This window comes from Streptomyces laurentii (assembly GCF_040635425.1).
Lineage (GTDB): Bacteria > Actinomycetota > Actinomycetes > Streptomycetales > Streptomycetaceae > Streptomyces > Streptomyces laurentii.
In genome coordinates this window covers 18,289-35,234 of record NZ_JBEYHT010000076.1, presented here as the reverse complement: position 1 = coordinate 35,234, position 16,946 = coordinate 18,289, and the positions used below count along the sequence as shown (strand labels likewise).

At 72.2% G+C, this 16,946-nt stretch carries 15 protein-coding genes; 11 read left to right on the top strand and 4 right to left on the bottom strand.

The window, feature by feature from the left end; genetic code table 11:
• Positions 1–48: 48 nt before the first annotated feature.
• Positions 49–990, top strand: a complete 942-nt coding sequence (gene holA / locus ABZ693_RS31920; RefSeq protein ID WP_435842606.1) for a DNA polymerase III subunit delta — start codon at positions 49–51, stop codon at positions 988–990.
• 251 nt (positions 991–1,241) lie between these two features.
• On the opposite strand, the gene rpsT is transcribed toward holA, so the two are convergent.
• The gene (gene rpsT / locus ABZ693_RS31915) at positions 1,242–1,508 is read right to left on the bottom strand and encodes a 30S ribosomal protein S20 (RefSeq protein WP_359884647.1); all 267 of its coding nucleotides are present in this window, start codon (positions 1,506–1,508) and stop codon (positions 1,242–1,244) included.
• 184 nt (positions 1,509–1,692) lie between these two features.
• Between rpsT and lepA the strand changes: the two genes are divergently transcribed.
• The 3 genes from lepA to hemW all read left to right on the top strand — a co-directional run bounded on the left by lepA (position 1,693) and on the right by hemW (position 6,996).
• Positions 1,693–3,564, top strand: coding sequence for a translation elongation factor 4 (gene lepA, locus ABZ693_RS31910; protein WP_359884645.1), 1,872 nt, complete (start codon positions 1,693–1,695; stop codon positions 3,562–3,564).
• Between the two features lie 221 nt (positions 3,565–3,785).
• Positions 3,786–5,663 carry an AMP-dependent synthetase/ligase gene (locus ABZ693_RS31905; protein WP_359884643.1) on the top strand — a complete coding sequence of 626 codons (1,878 nt, stop codon included), beginning with the start codon at positions 3,786–3,788 and terminating at the stop codon, positions 5,661–5,663.
• 100 nt (positions 5,664–5,763) lie between these two features.
• Positions 5,764–6,996, top strand: a complete 1,233-nt coding sequence (gene hemW, locus ABZ693_RS31900) for a radical SAM family heme chaperone HemW (protein ID WP_359884640.1) — start codon at positions 5,764–5,766, stop codon at positions 6,994–6,996.
• 150 nt (positions 6,997–7,146) lie between these two features.
• Here the strand turns inward: hemW and ABZ693_RS31895 are convergent, their stop codons facing one another.
• Positions 7,147–7,950, bottom strand: a complete 804-nt coding sequence (locus ABZ693_RS31895) for a DUF3097 domain-containing protein (protein WP_359884637.1) — start codon at positions 7,948–7,950, stop codon at positions 7,147–7,149.
• A 10-nt stretch (positions 7,951–7,960) separates the two neighbouring features.
• Complete coding sequence (locus ABZ693_RS31890; protein WP_359884635.1) at positions 7,961–8,683, bottom strand: MBL fold metallo-hydrolase; 723 nt, start codon at positions 8,681–8,683, stop codon at positions 7,961–7,963.
• Positions 8,684–8,839: 156 nt separating this feature from the next.
• Here ABZ693_RS31890 and hrcA point away from each other — a divergent pair, with 156 nt between their 5' ends.
• From hrcA to ABZ693_RS31855, 7 genes are all read left to right on the top strand, one after another.
• Positions 8,840–9,859 (top strand): heat-inducible transcriptional repressor HrcA, encoded by a 1,020-nt coding sequence (gene hrcA / locus ABZ693_RS31885; protein ID WP_359884632.1) that lies wholly within the window; start codon positions 8,840–8,842, stop codon positions 9,857–9,859.
• Positions 9,860–10,999, top strand: a complete 1,140-nt coding sequence (gene dnaJ, locus ABZ693_RS31880; protein ID WP_359884630.1) for a molecular chaperone DnaJ — start codon at positions 9,860–9,862, stop codon at positions 10,997–10,999.
• A 144-nt stretch (positions 11,000–11,143) separates the two neighbouring features.
• Entirely contained in the window at positions 11,144–12,253 is a 1,110-nt protein-coding gene (locus ABZ693_RS31875) for a nitronate monooxygenase (protein WP_359884627.1), read from the top strand.
• Complete coding sequence (locus ABZ693_RS31870; RefSeq protein WP_359884625.1) at positions 12,250–12,993, top strand: 16S rRNA (uracil(1498)-N(3))-methyltransferase; 744 nt, start codon at positions 12,250–12,252, stop codon at positions 12,991–12,993. The genes ABZ693_RS31875 and ABZ693_RS31870 overlap by 4 nt, the downstream gene beginning before the upstream one ends.
• Before the next feature lie 136 nt (positions 12,994–13,129).
• The gene (locus tag ABZ693_RS31865; protein ID WP_359884652.1) at positions 13,130–13,489 is read left to right on the top strand and encodes a histidine triad nucleotide-binding protein; all 360 of its coding nucleotides are present in this window, start codon (positions 13,130–13,132) and stop codon (positions 13,487–13,489) included.
• Between the two features lie 15 nt (positions 13,490–13,504).
• The gene (locus ABZ693_RS31860) at positions 13,505–14,407 is read left to right on the top strand and encodes a ribonuclease Z (protein WP_359884622.1); all 903 of its coding nucleotides are present in this window, start codon (positions 13,505–13,507) and stop codon (positions 14,405–14,407) included.
• Positions 14,408–14,418: 11 nt separating this feature from the next.
• Positions 14,419–15,417 carry an adenosine deaminase gene (locus ABZ693_RS31855; protein ID WP_359884620.1) on the top strand — a complete coding sequence of 333 codons (999 nt, stop codon included), beginning with the start codon at positions 14,419–14,421 and terminating at the stop codon, positions 15,415–15,417.
• A 38-nt stretch (positions 15,418–15,455) separates the two neighbouring features.
• Here the strand turns inward: ABZ693_RS31855 and ABZ693_RS31850 are convergent, their stop codons facing one another.
• Positions 15,456–16,811 carry an MFS transporter gene (locus tag ABZ693_RS31850; RefSeq protein WP_359884617.1) on the bottom strand — a complete coding sequence of 452 codons (1,356 nt, stop codon included), beginning with the start codon at positions 16,809–16,811 and terminating at the stop codon, positions 15,456–15,458.
• Positions 16,812–16,946 lie beyond the last annotated feature (135 nt).

Here is a 16,946-nt window from a genome sequence, read left to right as displayed (position 1 = left end):
GTCGACCGGGCCGGGCAGCGCAAGGCCGCCGACCGGATCTCGAAGCAGCTGAAGGGCCGGAACCCGGTGGCGTACGCCGGCCGCGTCGTCGAAGACCACCAGCACCTCGCCGCGCCCGCGGCCCACCGAACGCCACCCTTCGACCTCGCCCCCGAGCAGCTCCAGCCCGGCGCGCTCGCGGAGCTGACCAGCCCCTCGCTGTTCGCCGAGCGCAAGGTTCTGATCATGCGGAACGCGCAGGACCTGCCGGCCGACACGATCAAGGAGATCAAGGCGTATCTCGACGCGCCGGCCGAGGAGATCACCCTCGTGGTGCTGCACCCCGGCGGCGTCAAGGGCAAGGCGCTCCTGGAGGCGGCCCGCAAGGCGGGTGCCCGCGAGGTGGCCTGCCCGAAGACGACGAAGCCGGCGGAGCGGCTGGCGTTCGTCCGGCAGGAGTTCCGGTCCCTCGGCCGCTCGGCCACGCCCGAGGCGTGCCAGGCGCTCGTCGACGCGATCGGCAGCGACCTGCGGGAGCTGGCCTCCGCCGCGGCGCAGCTGACCTCCGATGTCGACGGCACCATCGACGAGGCGGTCGTCGCGCGCTACTACACCGGCCGCGCCGAGGCGTCGTCGTTCACGGTCGCCGACCGGGCCGTCGAGGGCCGCGCCGCCGAGGCCCTGGAAGCCCTGCGCTGGTCGCTGTCGACCGGCGTCGCCCCCGTCCTGATCACCAGCGCGCTCGCCCAGGGCGTCCGCGCCATCGGCAAGCTGTCCTCGGCGCGCGGCGGCCGTCCCGCCGACCTCGCGCGCGAGCTGGGCATGCCCCCGTGGAAGATCGACCGGGTCCGCCAGCAGATGCGCGGCTGGACCCCGGACGGCGTCTCCGTCGCCCTGCGCGCGGTCGCGGAGGCCGACGCGGGGGTGAAGGGCGGCGGCGACGATCCCGAGTACGCCCTGGAGAAGGCCGTGGTCGCCATCGCCCGCGCCGCCCGTATGCGCCGCTCCTGACCTCCGGGCCCCGGCACCTCCAGACCCCGGCTCGCGGGGTCTGGCCAGGGCCCCGGGCCCGTACGGACATCCGCGGATACACCACAGGCCCCGTCACCCTCCTGGGGAAGGAGGGGGACGGGGCCTGTGGTGTCACGCTTGGGGTGGCCCGTACACGCGTGGCGAACGCGTCTCGCGTACGCGGCCGGGGTGGCCGTCCGGGAGCGGGAGAGAGGGCCCGCTGGGTCCCGTGCGGCCGGTCACATCAGAGCTCAGCCCTGGAGGGTGGCAACCTTGGAGGCCAGCGCCGACTTCTTGTTGGCGGCGGAGTTCTTGTGGATGACACCCTTCGAGACAGCCTTGTCGAGCTGACGCGAAGCGGCACGAGCGGCAACGGTGGCCTTCTCGAGGTCGCCGGCGGCGACAGCCTCACGGGCCTTGCGGATCGCGGTCTTGAGCGACGACTTGACGGCCTTGTTGCGCAGGCGCGCCTTCTCGTTGGTCTTGTTCCGCTTGATCTGGGACTTGATGTTCGCCACGAAAGAGCCTTTACAGGTTCGATGTTTCTTGAGGATGCGCCTCGGAGCTGAGAGGGCACACGAGACACAGCTGTCCACGGTATCAGCCGCCCCCCACACCGCCCAAACCGGCCGCAGCCCCGCGGCCATGGGACGATGGAGCCTACGTACCCGTTCCGAACACCGCCCGAGACGAGAACCCTGCGTGCCCGCGACTCCTACCAACGTGCCCGAGCCGAGCCGTACCGACCCGGCTCTGATCCGCAACTTCTGCATCATCGCGCACATCGACCACGGCAAGTCCACGCTCGCCGACCGGATGCTCCAGCTGACCGGTGTGGTCGACCAGCGGCAGATGCGTGCCCAGTATCTCGACCGGATGGACATCGAGCGTGAGCGCGGCATCACGATCAAGTCCCAGGCGGTCCGGCTGCCCTGGGCCCCCACCGAGGGGCCGGGCGAGGGTCGGACGCACATCCTGAACATGATCGACACCCCCGGGCACGTCGACTTCACCTACGAGGTGTCGCGTTCGCTCGCCGCCTGCGAGGGCACGGTCCTGCTGGTGGACGCCGCCCAGGGCATCGAGGCGCAGACCCTGGCCAACCTCTACCTGGCCATGGAGAACGACCTCACCATCGTTCCGGTCCTCAACAAGATCGACCTGCCGGCCGCCCAGCCGGAGAAGTTCGCCGAGGAGCTGGCCAACCTCATCGGCTGCCAGCCGGAGGACGTCCTCAAGGTCTCCGCGAAGACCGGCATGGGCGTCGACGCGCTGCTCGACCGCGTCGTCCGCGACGTCCCGGCCCCCGTCGGCGTCGCCGACGCCCCGGCCCGCGCGATGATCTTCGACTCGGTGTACGACTCGTACCGCGGTGTCGTCACGTACGTCCGTGTCGTCGACGGCCAGCTCAACAAGCGCGAGCGCATCAGGATGATGTCGACCGGCGCCACCCACGAGCTCCTCGAGATCGGCACCAACTCGCCCGAGATGCTGCCGGCCGACGGCCTCGGCGTCGGCGAGGTGGGCTACCTGATCACCGGTGTGAAGGACGTCCGCCAGTCCAAGGTCGGTGACACGATCACCTCCCAGAGCAAGGGCGCCGAAGAGGCCCTGGGCGGTTACAAGGACCCGAAGCCGATGGTCTTCTCCGGTCTGTATCCGCTGGACGGCTCGGACTACCCCGAGCTGCGCGAGGCCCTCGACAAGCTCCAGCTCAACGACGCCGCCCTGGTGTACGAGCCGGAGACCTCCGCCGCGCTCGGCTTCGGCTTCCGCGTCGGCTTCCTCGGCCTGCTCCACCTCGACGTGATCCGCGAGCGGCTGGAGCGCGAGTTCGGCCTGGACCTCATCGCCACCGCCCCCAACGTGGTCTACCGCGTGGTCATGGAGGACGGCGGCGAGCACACGGTCACCAACCCGAGCGAGTTCCCCGAGGGCAAGATCGACGAGGTGTACGAGCCGGTCGTGCGCGCCACGATCCTCGCCCCCTCCGAGTTCATCGGCTCGATCATGGAGCTGTGCCAGACCCGGCGCGGCACCATGCTCGGCATGGACTACCTCTCCGAGGACCGGGTCGAGATCCGCTACACCCTGCCGCTGGCCGAGATCGTCTTCGACTTCTTCGACCAGCTGAAGTCCAAGACCCGCGGCTACGCCTCGCTCGACTACGAGCCCACCGGCGAGCAGAGCAGCTCCCTGGTCAAGGTCGACATCCTGCTGCACGGCGACAAGGTGGACGCCTTCTCGGCGATCACGCACAAGGACCAGGCGTACGCGTACGGCGTCCGGCTCGTCGCCAAGCTCAAGGAGCTCATCCCGCGGCAGAGCTTCGAGGTGCCCGTCCAGGCCGCGATCGGCGCCCGGGTCATCGCCCGCGAGACCATCCGCGCCATCCGCAAGGACGTCCTCGCCAAGTGCTACGGCGGCGACATCTCCCGTAAGCGGAAGCTGCTGGAGAAGCAGAAGGAAGGCAAGAAGCGGATGAAGATGGTCGGCTCCGTGGAGGTCCCGCAGGAGGCCTTCATCGCCGTCCTGTCGAGCGACGACTCCTCGGCCGCCAAGCCGAAGAAGTAACCCTCGCTCCGCCACGAACGGGTCTGCGCACCGCCGGTGCGCAGACCCGTTCGTTATAAGCAAGCCCTTACGCACCCGTCCCCGGGCCTCTACCCTGAAGCCGCTCGAAGGTTACTCGTGAGTTAGTTACGCAGCGCCTGCCCGCGCTGCCGCCCGCGCTGCGCGCGTCCCCCTGCCCGCAGCGCCCCGCCTGACCGCACCGCCGCCGCCCGGAGGACGTCGTGAGCGACACACAGACCCTGATCGAGAACCGGCCGCCGTCCGTGGCGGCGCTCTTCCTGGAGCGCGTCGAGCGGACCCCGGATGCGGAGGCCTACCGCTACCCGGTCCCCGCCGCCTCCGGCCAGGGCCCCGACGACTGGAAGTCGCTCAGCTGGGCCGAGGCCGCCACCCGTGTCCACGCCATCGCCGCCGGTCTCATCGACCTCGGGGTCGCGCCCGAGGAGCGGGTCGCCCTCGCCTCCGCCACCCGGGTCGAGTGGATCCTCGCCGACCTCGGCGTCATGTGCGCCGGTGCCGCCGTCACCACCGTCTACCCGCAGACCAACGCCGAGGAGTCGGCGTTCATCCTCTCCGACTCCGACTCCCGCGTCCTCATCGCGGAGAACGCCGAGCAGCTCGCCAAGGCCGTCGAACGCCGCGCCGATCTGCCCCAGCTCCACCACGTCGTCGTCATCGACCCCGAGGGCGCCGACACCTCCGACGACTGGGTGCTGACCCTCGCCGACCTGGAGGCGCGCGGCACGGCCTATCTGGAGCGTCACCCGGAGATCGTCAAGGAGCGGGTCGCCGCCCTCACCTCCGACCAGCTCGCCACCCTCATCTACACCTCGGGCACCACCGGCCGCCCCAAGGGCGTCCGCCTGCGCCACGACAGCTGGTCGTACATGGCCAAGGCCATCGCCGCCACCGGCCTGCTGACCAGCGAGGACATCCAGTACCTGTGGCTGCCGCTGGCCCACGTCTTCGGCAAGGTCCTGACCTCCGGGCAGATCGAGATCGGGCACGTCACCGCCGTCGACGGCCGTATCGACAAGATCATCGTCAACCTGCCGGTCGTACAGCCCACCTACATGGCCGCCGTCCCGCGCATCTTCGAGAAGGTCTACAACGGCGTCGCCGCCAAGGCCCGCGAAGGCGGCGGGGCCAAGTACAAGATCTTCCAGTGGGCGGCCGGCGTCGCCCGCGAATACGCCAAGGTCACCCAGGACAACTTCCGCCGCACCGGTTCCGCCACCGCGCCCTTCGGCCTCACCGCCAAGCACAAGGTCGCCGACGCGCTCGTCTACTCGAAGCTGCGCGAGGCCTTCGGCGGCCGGCTGCGCGCCGCCGTCTCCGGCTCCGTCGCCCTCGCCCCCGAGATCGGCTACTTCTTCTCCGGCGCCGGCATCCACATCCTGGAGGGCTACGGCCTCACCGAGTCCTCCGCCGCGTCCTTCGTCAACCCCGGCGAGGCCTACCGCACCGGCACCGTCGGCAAGCCGCTGCCCGGCACCGAGGTCCGCATCGCCGACGACGGCGAGATCCTGCTGCGCAGCCCCGGCATCATGGAGGGCTACCACGGCCTGCCGGACAAGACCGCCGAGGTCCTGGAGCCGGACGGCTGGTTCCACACCGGCGACATCGGCGAACTGTCCAACGACGGCTACCTGCGGATCACCGACCGCAAGAAGGACCTGTTCAAGACCTCCGGCGGCAAGTACATCGCGCCCACCGAGGTCGAGGGCCAGTTCAAGGCCGTCTGCCCGTTCGTCTCCAACATGGTCGTCCTCGGCGCGGACCGGAACTACTGCACCGCGCTCATCGCCCTCGACGAGCCCTCCCTCCTCGGCTGGGCCGCCGAGCACGGCCTCGGCGGCAAGACATACGCGGAGGTCGTCGCCGCCCCGCAGACCGAGAAGCTCATCGAGGGTTACGTCACCCGCCTCAACGAGGGCCTGCAGCGCTGGCAGACGATCAAGAAGTTCCGGCTGCTGCCGCGCGACCTCGACGTCGAGCACGGCGAGCTGACCCCGAGCCTCAAGATGAAGCGGCCGGTCGTCGAGCGGACCTACCAGCACCTGATCGAGGACATGTACGCGGGCGCGCGGGAGGCGTGACCTGAGGTACGGCCCGCGGTGTTACCTGCGGGCTTCGGCTCCGACGTGAAGTTATCCACAGGGCTGGAGCGCGCCACGGGCAGTACGGGACAATGGCGGCATGCCTTCCGTACTGCCCGATGGTGACCCCATGCCCGAGGACGGAGCGCTTCCCGCGCACGCCCTGGACGGTGCGGGGGAGCGACCGCTCGGCTTCTATCTGCACGTGCCGTACTGCGCCACCCGCTGCGGCTACTGCGACTTCAACACCTACACCGCGAGCGAACTGCGCGGTGCGGGCGGCGTGCTCGCCTCCCGCGAGAACTACGCGGGCCAGGTCACCGAGGAGATACGGCTCGCCCGCAAGACCCTCGGCGACGACCCGCGCCCCGTCCGGACCGTCTTCGTCGGCGGCGGCACGCCCACCCTGCTGCCCGCCGCCGACCTCGTCCGGATGCTCGCCGCGATCCGCGACGAATTCGGACTCGCCGACGACGCCGAAGTCACCACCGAGGCCAACCCGGAATCCGTCGACCCGGCCTACCTCGCCGAACTGCGGGCCGGCGGCTTCAACCGCATCTCCTTCGGCATGCAGAGCGCCCGGCAGCACGTCCTCAAGATCCTCGACCGCAGCCACACCCCCGGCCGCCCCGAAGCCTGCGTCGCCGAAGCCCGCGCCGCCGGCTTCGACCACGTCAACCTCGACCTCATCTACGGCACCCCCGGCGAAACCGACGACGACTGGCGGGCCTCCCTCGACGCGGCCATCGGCGCCGGACCCGACCACATCAGCGCCTACGCCCTCATCGTCGAAGAAGGCACCCAGCTCGCCCGGCGCATCCGGCGCGGCGAGATACCCATGACCGACGACGACGTCCACGCCGACCGGTACCTCATCGCCGACGACGTCCTCGCACAGGCCGGCTACCAGTGGTACGAGGTGTCCAACTGGGCCACCACCGACGCCGGCCGCTGCCTCCACAACGAGCTGTACTGGCGCGGCGCCGACTGGTGGGGCGCCGGGCCCGGCGCCCACAGCCACGTCGGCGGCGTCCGCTGGTGGAACGTGAAACACCCCGGCGCGTACGCGGCGGCCCTCGGAGAAGGACGGTCGCCCGGTGCCGGGCGGGAAATCCTCACCGACGAGGACCGGCGGGTCGAGCGGGTGCTCCTGGAACTGCGGCTGCGCGAAGGCGTCGAACTGGACCTGCTCAAGCCGGCCGGGCGCGGAGCCGCCGAGCGGGCGCTCGGGGACGGGCTGCTGGAGCGGGAGGCGTACGAGGCGGGGCGGGCGGTGCTGACGCTGCGGGGGCGGTTGCTGGCGGACGCGGTGGTGCGGGACCTGGTGGACTGACGGGGGGCGCGGGGCGCTGCGCGCTGCGGTGCGGGGTGCGGTGGTGCGGGCGCGCTGGGGGAGTGGGGCGCAGGTCCGGGGCGGTGCGCTGGTTTGTGGTGGGTGGCGCGAGGGCCGGGGAGGGGGAGGGCGGGGCAGAGAAAGTGGGGGCTAGGGGGCCGTGACGAAGTCGATCAGTTCCTCCACGCGGCCCAGCAACGCCGGTTCCAGGTCCTTGTAGGAGTGGACCCGGGAGAGGATGTGCTGCCAGGCCGCGCCCGTGTTCGGGGGCCAGTTCAGGGCGTGGCAGACGCCCGTCTTCCAGTCCTGGCCGCGAGGGACCGTGGGCCAGGCGGGGATGCCCACCGAGGACGGCTTCACGGCCTCCCAGACGTCGATGTACGGGTGGCCGACGACCAGGACGTCCAGGGAGGAGACCTGGGCCGCGATGCGGGACTCCTTCGAGCCCGGGACCAGGTGGTCGACCAGGACGCCGAGGCGGGCGTCCGGGGCCGGGGCGAAGTCGGCGACGATGCTCGGGAGGTCGTCGACGCCCTCCAGGTACTCCACGACGACGCCCTCGATCCGCAGGTCGTCGCCCCACACCCGTTCGACCAGTTCGGCGTCGTGGCGGCCCTCGACGTAGATGCGGCCCGCCCGCGCGACCCGGGCCCGCGCGCCCGGGACCGCGACCGAGCCGGACGCCGTGCGGGTGGGGCGGGCCGGCGCGGGCCCGGCGGGGCGGACCAGGGTGACCGGACGGCCGTCGATGAGGAAGCCGCGCGGCTCCATCGGGAAGACCCGGTGCTTGCCGAAACGGTCCTCCAGGGTCACCGTGCCCGCCTCGCAGCGGATCACCGCCCCGCAGAAACCCGTTCCGACCTCCTCGACGACCAGATCACGGTCCGCCGGGACCTCCGGCACGGGTGCCGAACGCTTCCAAGGGGGCGTCAGATCGGGGTTGTAGCTGCGCATTTCGGCGACGCTACGACACCGAGGCGCGCCGTGCCAGTTCCTCGCGCTGGCGTCGTACGAACCCGGCGTCCACCACCGCCCCGTGCCCCGGCACGTACAGCGCGTCCTCGCCGCCCAGCGCCAGCAGCCGGTCCATGGCGGCCGGCCACTCGGCGGGGACCGCGTCCGGGCCCGCCTGCGGTTCGCCGGACTCCTCGACCAGGTCGCCGCAGAAGAGCACAGGCGGAGTGCCGGGCACGAGGACGGCCAGGTCGTGGCGGGTGTGGCCGGGCCCCACGTTCGCCAGTACGACGGGCCGGCCGCCCAGGTCGAGGGTGAGTTCGCCGGAGACCTCGTGTCCGGGGGCGATCAGCGACGTCGCCGCGGCGGTCGCGGCCTCCGGGTCCACCCCGTGGCGTACGGCGTCCGACCGTAGATCGTCCGCTTCCCGCCGGAGCAGTTCGGCGAGGCCCGCGGCTCCGTGGACCTCGGCTTCTGGGAACGCCGCGGTGCCGAACACGTGGTCGAAGTGTGGGTGGCCGAGTGCGACATGCGTCACGCTCCGCCCGCCCGTGAGCGAGGTCACCCGCGCCCGCAGTTCGGCCCCCTCGGCGAGGGTCGAGCCCGTGTCGTAGAGCAGTACCCCGTTTCGTCCCGTCACCAGGCCCACCGTGGCGTCCCAGCCCGGCAGCCGGCGCCGTCCGACCCCCTCGCCGAGCCGTTCCCAGCCGCACGATTCCCAGTCCATGTCCATGGCGGGACGCTAACCGTTCGAAGGGCGCCCAGCCCGCCTCCTTGCCAGGAGCGATGTCCGCCGCCTTACACTTGCGGGTGGATTCCTGGCACTCGAACAGGGCGAGTGCCAAAAGCGGAGCAAGCGGAACCGGAACGACAGCTGGAGGTGCGCGCGATGCTCAGCGAACGCAGACTCGAAGTGCTGCGCGCGATCGTCCAGGACTACGTCGGCACGGAGGAGCCGGTCGGCTCCAAGGCGCTGACCGAGCGCCACAAGCTCGGCGTGTCGCCCGCCACCGTGCGCAACGACATGGCGGTCCTGGAGGACGAGGGCTACATCGCCCAGCCTCACACCAGTGCCGGCCGCATCCCCACGGACAAGGGCTATCGCCTCTTCGTCGACCGTCTGGCCGGCGTCAAGCCGCTCTCGACCCCCGAGCGGCGGGCGATCCACAGCTTCCTCGACAGCGCCGTCGACCTCGACGACGTCGTCGCCCGCACGGTCCGGCTGCTCGCGCAGCTGACCCGGCAGGTCGCCGTCGTGCAGTACCCCTCGCTGACCCGTTCGACGGTGCGGCATGTGGAGCTGCTCTCGCTGGCGCCCGCCCGGCTGATGCTCGTACTCATCACCGACACCGGCCGGGTCGAGCAGCGCGTCGTCGACCTTCCGGCGCCGTTCGGCGAGACGCCTCTCGCCGATCTGCGGGCCCGGCTCAACAGCCAGGTCGTCGGCCGCCGTTTCGCGGACGTGCCGCAGCTGGTGCAGGATCTCCCGGAGTCCTTCGAGGACGTGGAGGACCGTGGCACGGTCTCCACCGTGCTCGCCACCCTGCTCGAAACCCTCGTCGAACAGCGCGAGGAACGGCTCATGATCGGCGGTACCGCCAATCTGACCCGCTTCGGGCACGACTTCCCCCTGACGATCAGGCCCGTCCTGGAAGCTCTCGAGGAGCAGGTCGTGCTCCTCAAGCTGCTCGGCGAGGCCAAGGAATCGGGCATGACCGTACGGATCGGGCATGAGAACGTCCATGAGGGCCTCACGTCCACATCCGTCGTCTCGGTCGGCTACGGTTCGGGCGGCGAGGCAGTCGCCAAACTCGGCGTGGTCGGACCGACCCGCATGGACTACCCCGGAACGATGGGAGCGGTACGCGCAGTGGCACGTTACGTCGGACAGATCCTGGCGGAGTCGTAAGTGGCCACGGACTACTACGCCGTACTCGGCGTGCGCCGCGACGCTTCACAGGACGAGATCAAGAAGGCTTTCCGCCGTCTTGCCCGTGAGCTCCACCCGGACGTGAACCCGGACCCGAAGACCCAGGAGCGGTTCAAGGAGATCAACGCCGCTTACGAGGTGCTCTCCGACCCGCAGAAGAAGCAGGTCTACGACCTCGGCGGCGACCCCCTGTCCGCCTCCGGCGGCGGTGGCGGGGCCGGCGGCTTCGGCGCGGGCGGCTTCGGGAACTTCTCGGACATCATGGACGCCTTCTTCGGTACGGCGTCCCAGCGCGGCCCGCGCTCGCGCACCCGGCGCGGCCAGGACGCGATGATCCGCCTGGAGATCACCCTCGACGAGGCGACCTTCGGCACCACGAAGGACATCCAGGTCGACACGGCCGTCGTCTGCACCACGTGCTCCGGCGAGGGTGCCGCGCCCGGCACCTCGGCGCAGACCTGTGACATGTGCCGCGGCCGCGGCGAGGTCTCCCAGGTCACCCGGTCCTTCCTGGGCCAGGTCATGACCTCGCGCCCGTGCCCGCAGTGCCAGGGCTTCGGCACCGTCGTCCCGACCCCGTGCCCCGAGTGCGCGGGCGACGGCCGGGTCCGCTCGCGCCGTACCCTCACGGTCAAGATCCCCGCCGGTGTCGACAACGGCACCCGCATCCAGCTCGCGGGCGAGGGCGAGGTCGGCCCCGGCGGCGGCCCCGCCGGCGACCTGTACGTCGAGATCCACGAGCTTCCGCACGAGGTCTTCCAGCGGCGCGGCGACGACCTGCACTGCACGGTGACCATCCCGATGACGGCGGGCGCGCTCGGCACCAAGGTGCCACTGACGACGCTCGACGGAGTCGAGGACGTCGACATCCGGCCGGGCACCCAGTCCGGCCAGTCGATCCCGCTGCACGGCCGCGGTGTCACGCACCTGCGCGGCAACGGCCGCGGCGACCTGATCGTGCACGTCGAGGTCCAGACCCCGACGAAGCTCGACGCCGAGCAGGAGCGACTGCTGCGCGAACTGTCCGAGCTGCGCGGCGAGGAGCGGCCCACGGGGCAGTTCCAGCCCGGGCAGCAGGGCCTCTTCTCGCGCCTGAAGGATGCCTTCAACGGGCGGTAGGCCGGATGCCCTTCACGGGGCGCCGAGTCCGTGGTTCCACGTCCGAGGGGCGGTCCGCACAGGGTGCGGGCCGCCCCTCCGGCGTATCCGCCCGGTCTCGCCCGTTGATTCGGCGGCCTCGCGGCGGCATGAAACGATGCCCGCATGTCCACCGCTCTGAACGATCTCTCCCGGTATCCGATCGTGCAGGCCCCCATGGCCGGTGGCGGCTCCTGCCCCGATCTCGTCGGCGCCGTGTGCGGGGCGGGCGCGCTCGGGTTCCTGGCCGGCGGGTACAAGACCGCCGGCGGGCTCTACCAGGAGATCAAGCAGGTCCGCGGGCAGACCGCGCGGCCCTTCGGGGTCAACCTGTTCATGCCGCCCGTCGACCAGCCGGCCGACCCGGCCGCCGTCGAGGTCTACCGGCACCAGCTGGCGGGCGAGGCCGGCTGGTACGGGACGGAGCTGGGCGATCCCGAGCAGGGCCGGGACGACGCGTACGACGCCAAGCTGGCGATCCTCCTCGACGACCCGGTGCCGGTCGTCTCCTTCACCTTCGGCTGCCCCGACCGTGACGTGCTCGACGCGTTCGCCCGGGCCGGCACGTACACGATCGTCACCGTCACCTCCGCCGAGGAGGCCCGGACGGCCGAACGGGCCGGGGCCGCCGCCGTCTGCGTGCAGGGCACCGAGGCGGGCGGGCACCAGGGCACCCACCGCGACGACCCCGCCGACGGCCCGTCCGCGGGCAGCGGCAGCGGACTGCTGCCGCTGGTCACCGAGGTACGGGAGCAGGTCCGGCTGCCGATCGTCGCCGCCGGCGGGATCATGCGCGGCCGGCAGATCGCCGCCGTCCTCGCGGCGGGCGCCGACGCGGCGCAGCTCGGCACCGCGTTCCTCGTCTGCCCCGAGTCCGGCGCGCACCCGCTGCACAAGCGGGCCCTGACCGATCCGGACCTCACCGGCCTGTTCACCCGTACCGAGCTGACCCGGGCCTTCTCCGGGCGTCCGGCCCGCGGCCTGGTGAACCGGTTCATGCGCGAGCACGGACCGTACGCCCCCGCCGCGTACCCCGAGGTCCACCACCTCACCGCCCCGCTGCGCCGGGCCGCCGCGACCGCCGGGGACCCGCAGGGCATGGCGCTGTGGGCCGGGCAGGGCCACCGGCTGGCCCGGGAGCTGCCGGCCGGGCGACTGGTCGAGGTCCTCGCCGAAGAACTCCACACCGCCCTCTACGGCACCACCAGCCCCGTCAGTCCCAGGAGCACCTCGTGACCGCACCCGTCTTCGTCGTCGACACCCTTCCCGACACCCGGCTGTACGTCCTGGACGGGCCCGAGGGCCGGCACGCCGTGTCCGTGAAGCGGCTCCAGCCGGGCGAGGACGTCGTCCTGACCGACGGCCGGGGCCGCTGGCTCGACGGCGTGGTGCGGGCCGTGGAGGGCAAGGACCGGCTGACCGTGGAGACCTCCGCGCCGCACGAGGACCCCATGCCCGCGCCCTCGATCACCGTCGTCCAGGCCCTGCCCAAGGGCGACCGCGGCGAACTGGCCGTCGAGACCATGACCGAGACCGGCGTGGACGCGATCGTGCCGTGGGCCGCGTCCCGCTGCATCACCCAGTGGAAGGGCGACCGCGGGCAGAAGGCCCTCGGCAAGTGGCGCACCACCGCCCGCGAGGCCGGCAAGCAGTCGCGCCGCACCCGGTTCCCCGAGGTCGCCGATCTGATGACGTCCAAGCAGGTCGCCGCGCTGCTCGCGACCGCCGACTTCGCCGCCGTGCTGCACGAGGACCGCGACCACCCGAGCGGCGCGCTCGCGACCGCCGAACTGCCGCGCGAGGGAACGATCGTGCTGGTCGTCGGGCCCGAAGGGGGCGTGTCGCCGGAGGAACTGGCGCTGTTCGAGGCGGCGGGCGCCCGGCCGTACCGGCTCGGGCCGAGCGTCCTGCGCACCTCCACGGCGGGTACGGCGGCCGCCGCGCTCGTCCTCGGCCGCACCGGCCGCTGGTCGTAAGGGCCGGAGGCCCTGGGGTTCGCGGGTGCCGAAGGGGCCGGAAGGTATGGGGATAACCGGCCGGGCCGTCGGCGGTCCCGGATAGCATGCGGGTGTACGTGTGATCGAGTTCGACCGAGACGAGGAGGCCCGGGCCATGGCCGGAGAGCCGCAGAGCGACTGCCTGTTCTGCAAGATCGTGGCGGGGGAGGTCCCGGCGACCATCGTGCGCGAGACGGAGACGACCGTCGCGTTCCGCGACATCAACCCGCAGGCGCCCACCCACGTGCTCGTGATCCCGCGCGCGCACTACCCCGACGCCGCCTCGCTGGCGGCCGGCGCGCCGGACATCGCCGCCGACGTGCTGCGCGAGGCCGGTCAGGTCGCCGAGCAGGAGAAGGTGGACGAGAGCGGCTACCGCATCGTCCTCAACACCGGCTCCGGCGCGGGCCAGACCGTCTTCCACGCGCACGCCCACGTGCTGGGCGGCCGCGGCCTCAACTGGCCGCCCGGATAGGTCCGGAGCGTCTCCTTGTCCGCACGTGAACTGGTCGTCCTCGGGACGGCCAGCCAGGTCCCGACCCGGCACCGCAACCACAACGGCTATCTGCTGCGCTGGGACGGGCAGGGCATCCTCTTCGACCCCGGCGAGGGGACGCAGCGCCAGATGCTGCGGGCCGGGGTCGCGGCGCACGACCTGAACCGGATCTGCGTCACGCACTTCCACGGCGACCACTCGCTGGGCCTGGCCGGGGTGATCCAGCGGATCAACCTCGACCGGGTCCCGCACCCCGTCACCGCGCACTACCCGGCGAGCGGACAGCGGTACTTCGAGCGGCTGCGGTACGCCACGGCGTACCACGAGACCGTCTCGCTGACCGAGGCCCCCGTCGCGGCCGACGGGCCGCTCGCGGTCACCGACTCGTACACGCTCGAAGCCGCCCTGCTCTCCCACCCCGTGGAGTCGTACGGCTACCGCCTCGTCGAACCGGACGGGCGCCGCATCCTGCCCGAGCGGCTCGCCGCGCACGGCATCGCGGGCCCCGACGTGGGCCGGCTCCAGCGCGAGGGCGTCCTGGACGGCGTCACGCTGGAGGAGGTCAGCGAGGTCCGGCGCGGGCAGCGGGTCGCGTTCGTCATGGACACCCGGCTGTGCGACGGCGTGCACGCGCTCGCCGACGGCGCCGATCTGCTCGTCATCGAGTCGACCTTCCTCGACGAGGACGTCCGGCTCGCCACCGACCACGGCCATCTGACGGCCGGCCAGGCCGCCGCGGTCGCCCGGGACGCGGGCGTGCGGCACCTCGTGCTCACCCACTTCTCGCAGCGGTACGCCGATCCGGCGGAGTTCGAGCGGCAGGCGAGGGCGGCCGGGTTCACGGGGGAGCTGAGCATTGCCCAGGACCTGATGAGGGTCCCCGTACCGAAGAGATAGAACGACACCCCATGGCTTTCCCCAAGGCTGAACTGCACCTCCACATCGAAGGCACCCTCGAACCCGAGCTGGCCTTCGCGCTCGCCGCGCGCAACGGCGTCACCCTGCCGTACGCCGACACCGAGGCCCTGCGCGAGGCGTACCGCTTCGACGACCTCCAGTCCTTCCTGGACCTCTACTACGCCCTGATGGCCGTGCTGCGCACCGCCGACGACTTCACCGAGCTGGCCGACGCCTACCTGGCGCGGGCCGCCGCGCAGGGCGTACGGCACGCCGAGATCTTCTTCGACCCGCAGGCGCACACCGTGCGCGGTGTGCCGATCGGCACCGTCGTCGAGGGTCTGGGCGCGGCGCTGGACCGCGCCGAGGAGCGGTACGGCATCTCCACCCGGCTCATCATGTGCTTCCTGCGCGACGAGTCGGCCGAGTCGGCGCTCGACACGCTGCGGGCCGCCGGGCCGTACCTGGACCGGATCACCGGGGTCGGGCTCGACTCGGCCGAGGTCGGGCACCCGCCGGCGAAGTTCCGCGAGGTGTACGAGGAGGCCGCCCGGCTCGGTCTGCGGCGGGTCGCGCACGCGGGCGAGGAGGGCCCGGCGGAGTACATCCGTGAGGCCCTCGACGTCCTCGGTGTGGAGCGCATCGACCACGGGCTGCGCTGCGTGGAGGACCCGGAGCTGGTCGAGCGGCTGGTGCGGGAGCGGGTGCCGCTGACGCTGTGCCCGCTGTCGAACGTACGGCTGCGGACGATCGACACCCTCAAGGACCACCCGCTGCGCGAGATGCTGGCGGCGGGCCTGATGGCGACCGTCAACTCCGACGACCCGTCGTACTTCGGCGGCTACGTCGGGGACAACTTCGACGCGGTGCGCGACACGCTCTCCCTCACGCCGGACCAGCTGCGGACCCTGGCCCGCAACTCCTTCCTGGCGTCCTTCCTGGACGACGACGAGCCCCGCCGGGAGCGGTACCTGGCGGAGGTCGAGGCGTACGACTTCCACCTCGCGTAGGGCGTAGTACGTACCGCCTATGCCCCCTCCCGCTCTCCTCAGCTCCGCGAGTTCGGCCGGGCCAGGCGGAAGGCCGACTGGGCCAGGCGGCGGCCCCGGGAGGGGACGCGGATCGGGGTGACCGGCTGTTCCGGGGCGCCGATCTGGGGGAGCAGGGACGGCGGCGCGGAGGTCGTCGCGGCCAGGAAGGCCGCCGGGGCGCCGCCGCGGCGGCGGATGGAGCCGGGCACCAGTGGGCGGCCGGAGACGTGCCGGGCGACCGCCGTCATCGGCAGTCCGGCCGCGAGCAGCACGACGCACAGCGTGAGGCCCATGCCCGGGTAGCCCGCCGCCTCCGACAGCAGGCTGCCGGTGGCCGGCCCGCAGGCCACGCCGAGCGAGGAGGCCGAGCCGACCAGGACCGCCCACCGGCCGCGCGCGTCGAGGGAGGCGGCGAGGCCGAGGAGGTACGAGAGGACGACCGGGTACACCGCGTTCCACAGGATCTCGCCGGCCGCGAAGGACACCGGTCCCGCCGCGGCCGAACTCAGCAGCACGCAGGCCGCGATCAGCGCCGTGCCGCCGCCGATCGGCACCGCCCGTCCGAGGCGTGAACCGAGGGCCCCCGCGGCGAGGACTCCGGCGAGCCCGGCCCCGAGTGCCACCGCGAACACCAGTCCGAGGGCCACCTCGGACAGACCCGCGCGGGTGACGCCGATCCGGCCGCTCACGCCCCACAGCGCGTTCTGCGCCATCGACCAGAAGACGATCGAGCCCGCCAGCGCCAGACCGGCCGGCCGGGCCGGCAGCGGACGCGCGTCCGGCCCGGCGCTCACCCCCTGCGGGGCCGCGTCCAGGGCGCCCCGGCGCGGCCCCGGCAGCCACCGCGTCGCCGGGGCCACCAGCACCGCGACGCCCGCGATCGCCAGGAACGGCAGCGCGTGGCCGCCGCCGAGGCGGGGCAGCGTCAGATACAGCGCGCCCGCCGTCACCGACACCGACAGCAGGCCCAGCGTGGATCCCCGCTGTGGGTCCGGCCGGCCCGCGATGCCCGAGGCCGCGACCGCCGTCGCCGTGCCGGAACCGAAGCCCCCGACCACCGCACCCGCCACGACCAGCGGCAACAGCTCCGTCGCGGACGCCGTCCCGTATCCCACGACCATCGCCGCGAGCCCCAGCCGCGCCACCCGGCGCGGGCCGACCCGCTCCACCCGGGCGGCGAGCGTGAAGCCGGCCGACGCCGAGCCGAGCAGCAGGATCGAGCCGACCATTCCGGCTTGGGCGGGGCGCAGACCGAGGCTCGCCGACAGTCGGCCGACGACGGTCGGCAGCAGGTACGAGGCGAGGTAACCGGCCGTGAACAGGGCGACGAGAGCGACGAGCGCCCCCAGGGCACGCGGGCGGCGCGACGACATGGGCGTTCCAGGAACTGAACAGGGAAATGAGATGGCGCCCGGCGGATTCACGGGTCGCGAGACCATGTGTATCGAGCATCCGAGTGGGCGGAGAAGGTGATATCCCCCGATTCAGGCCGCGATACGCGTCATGGC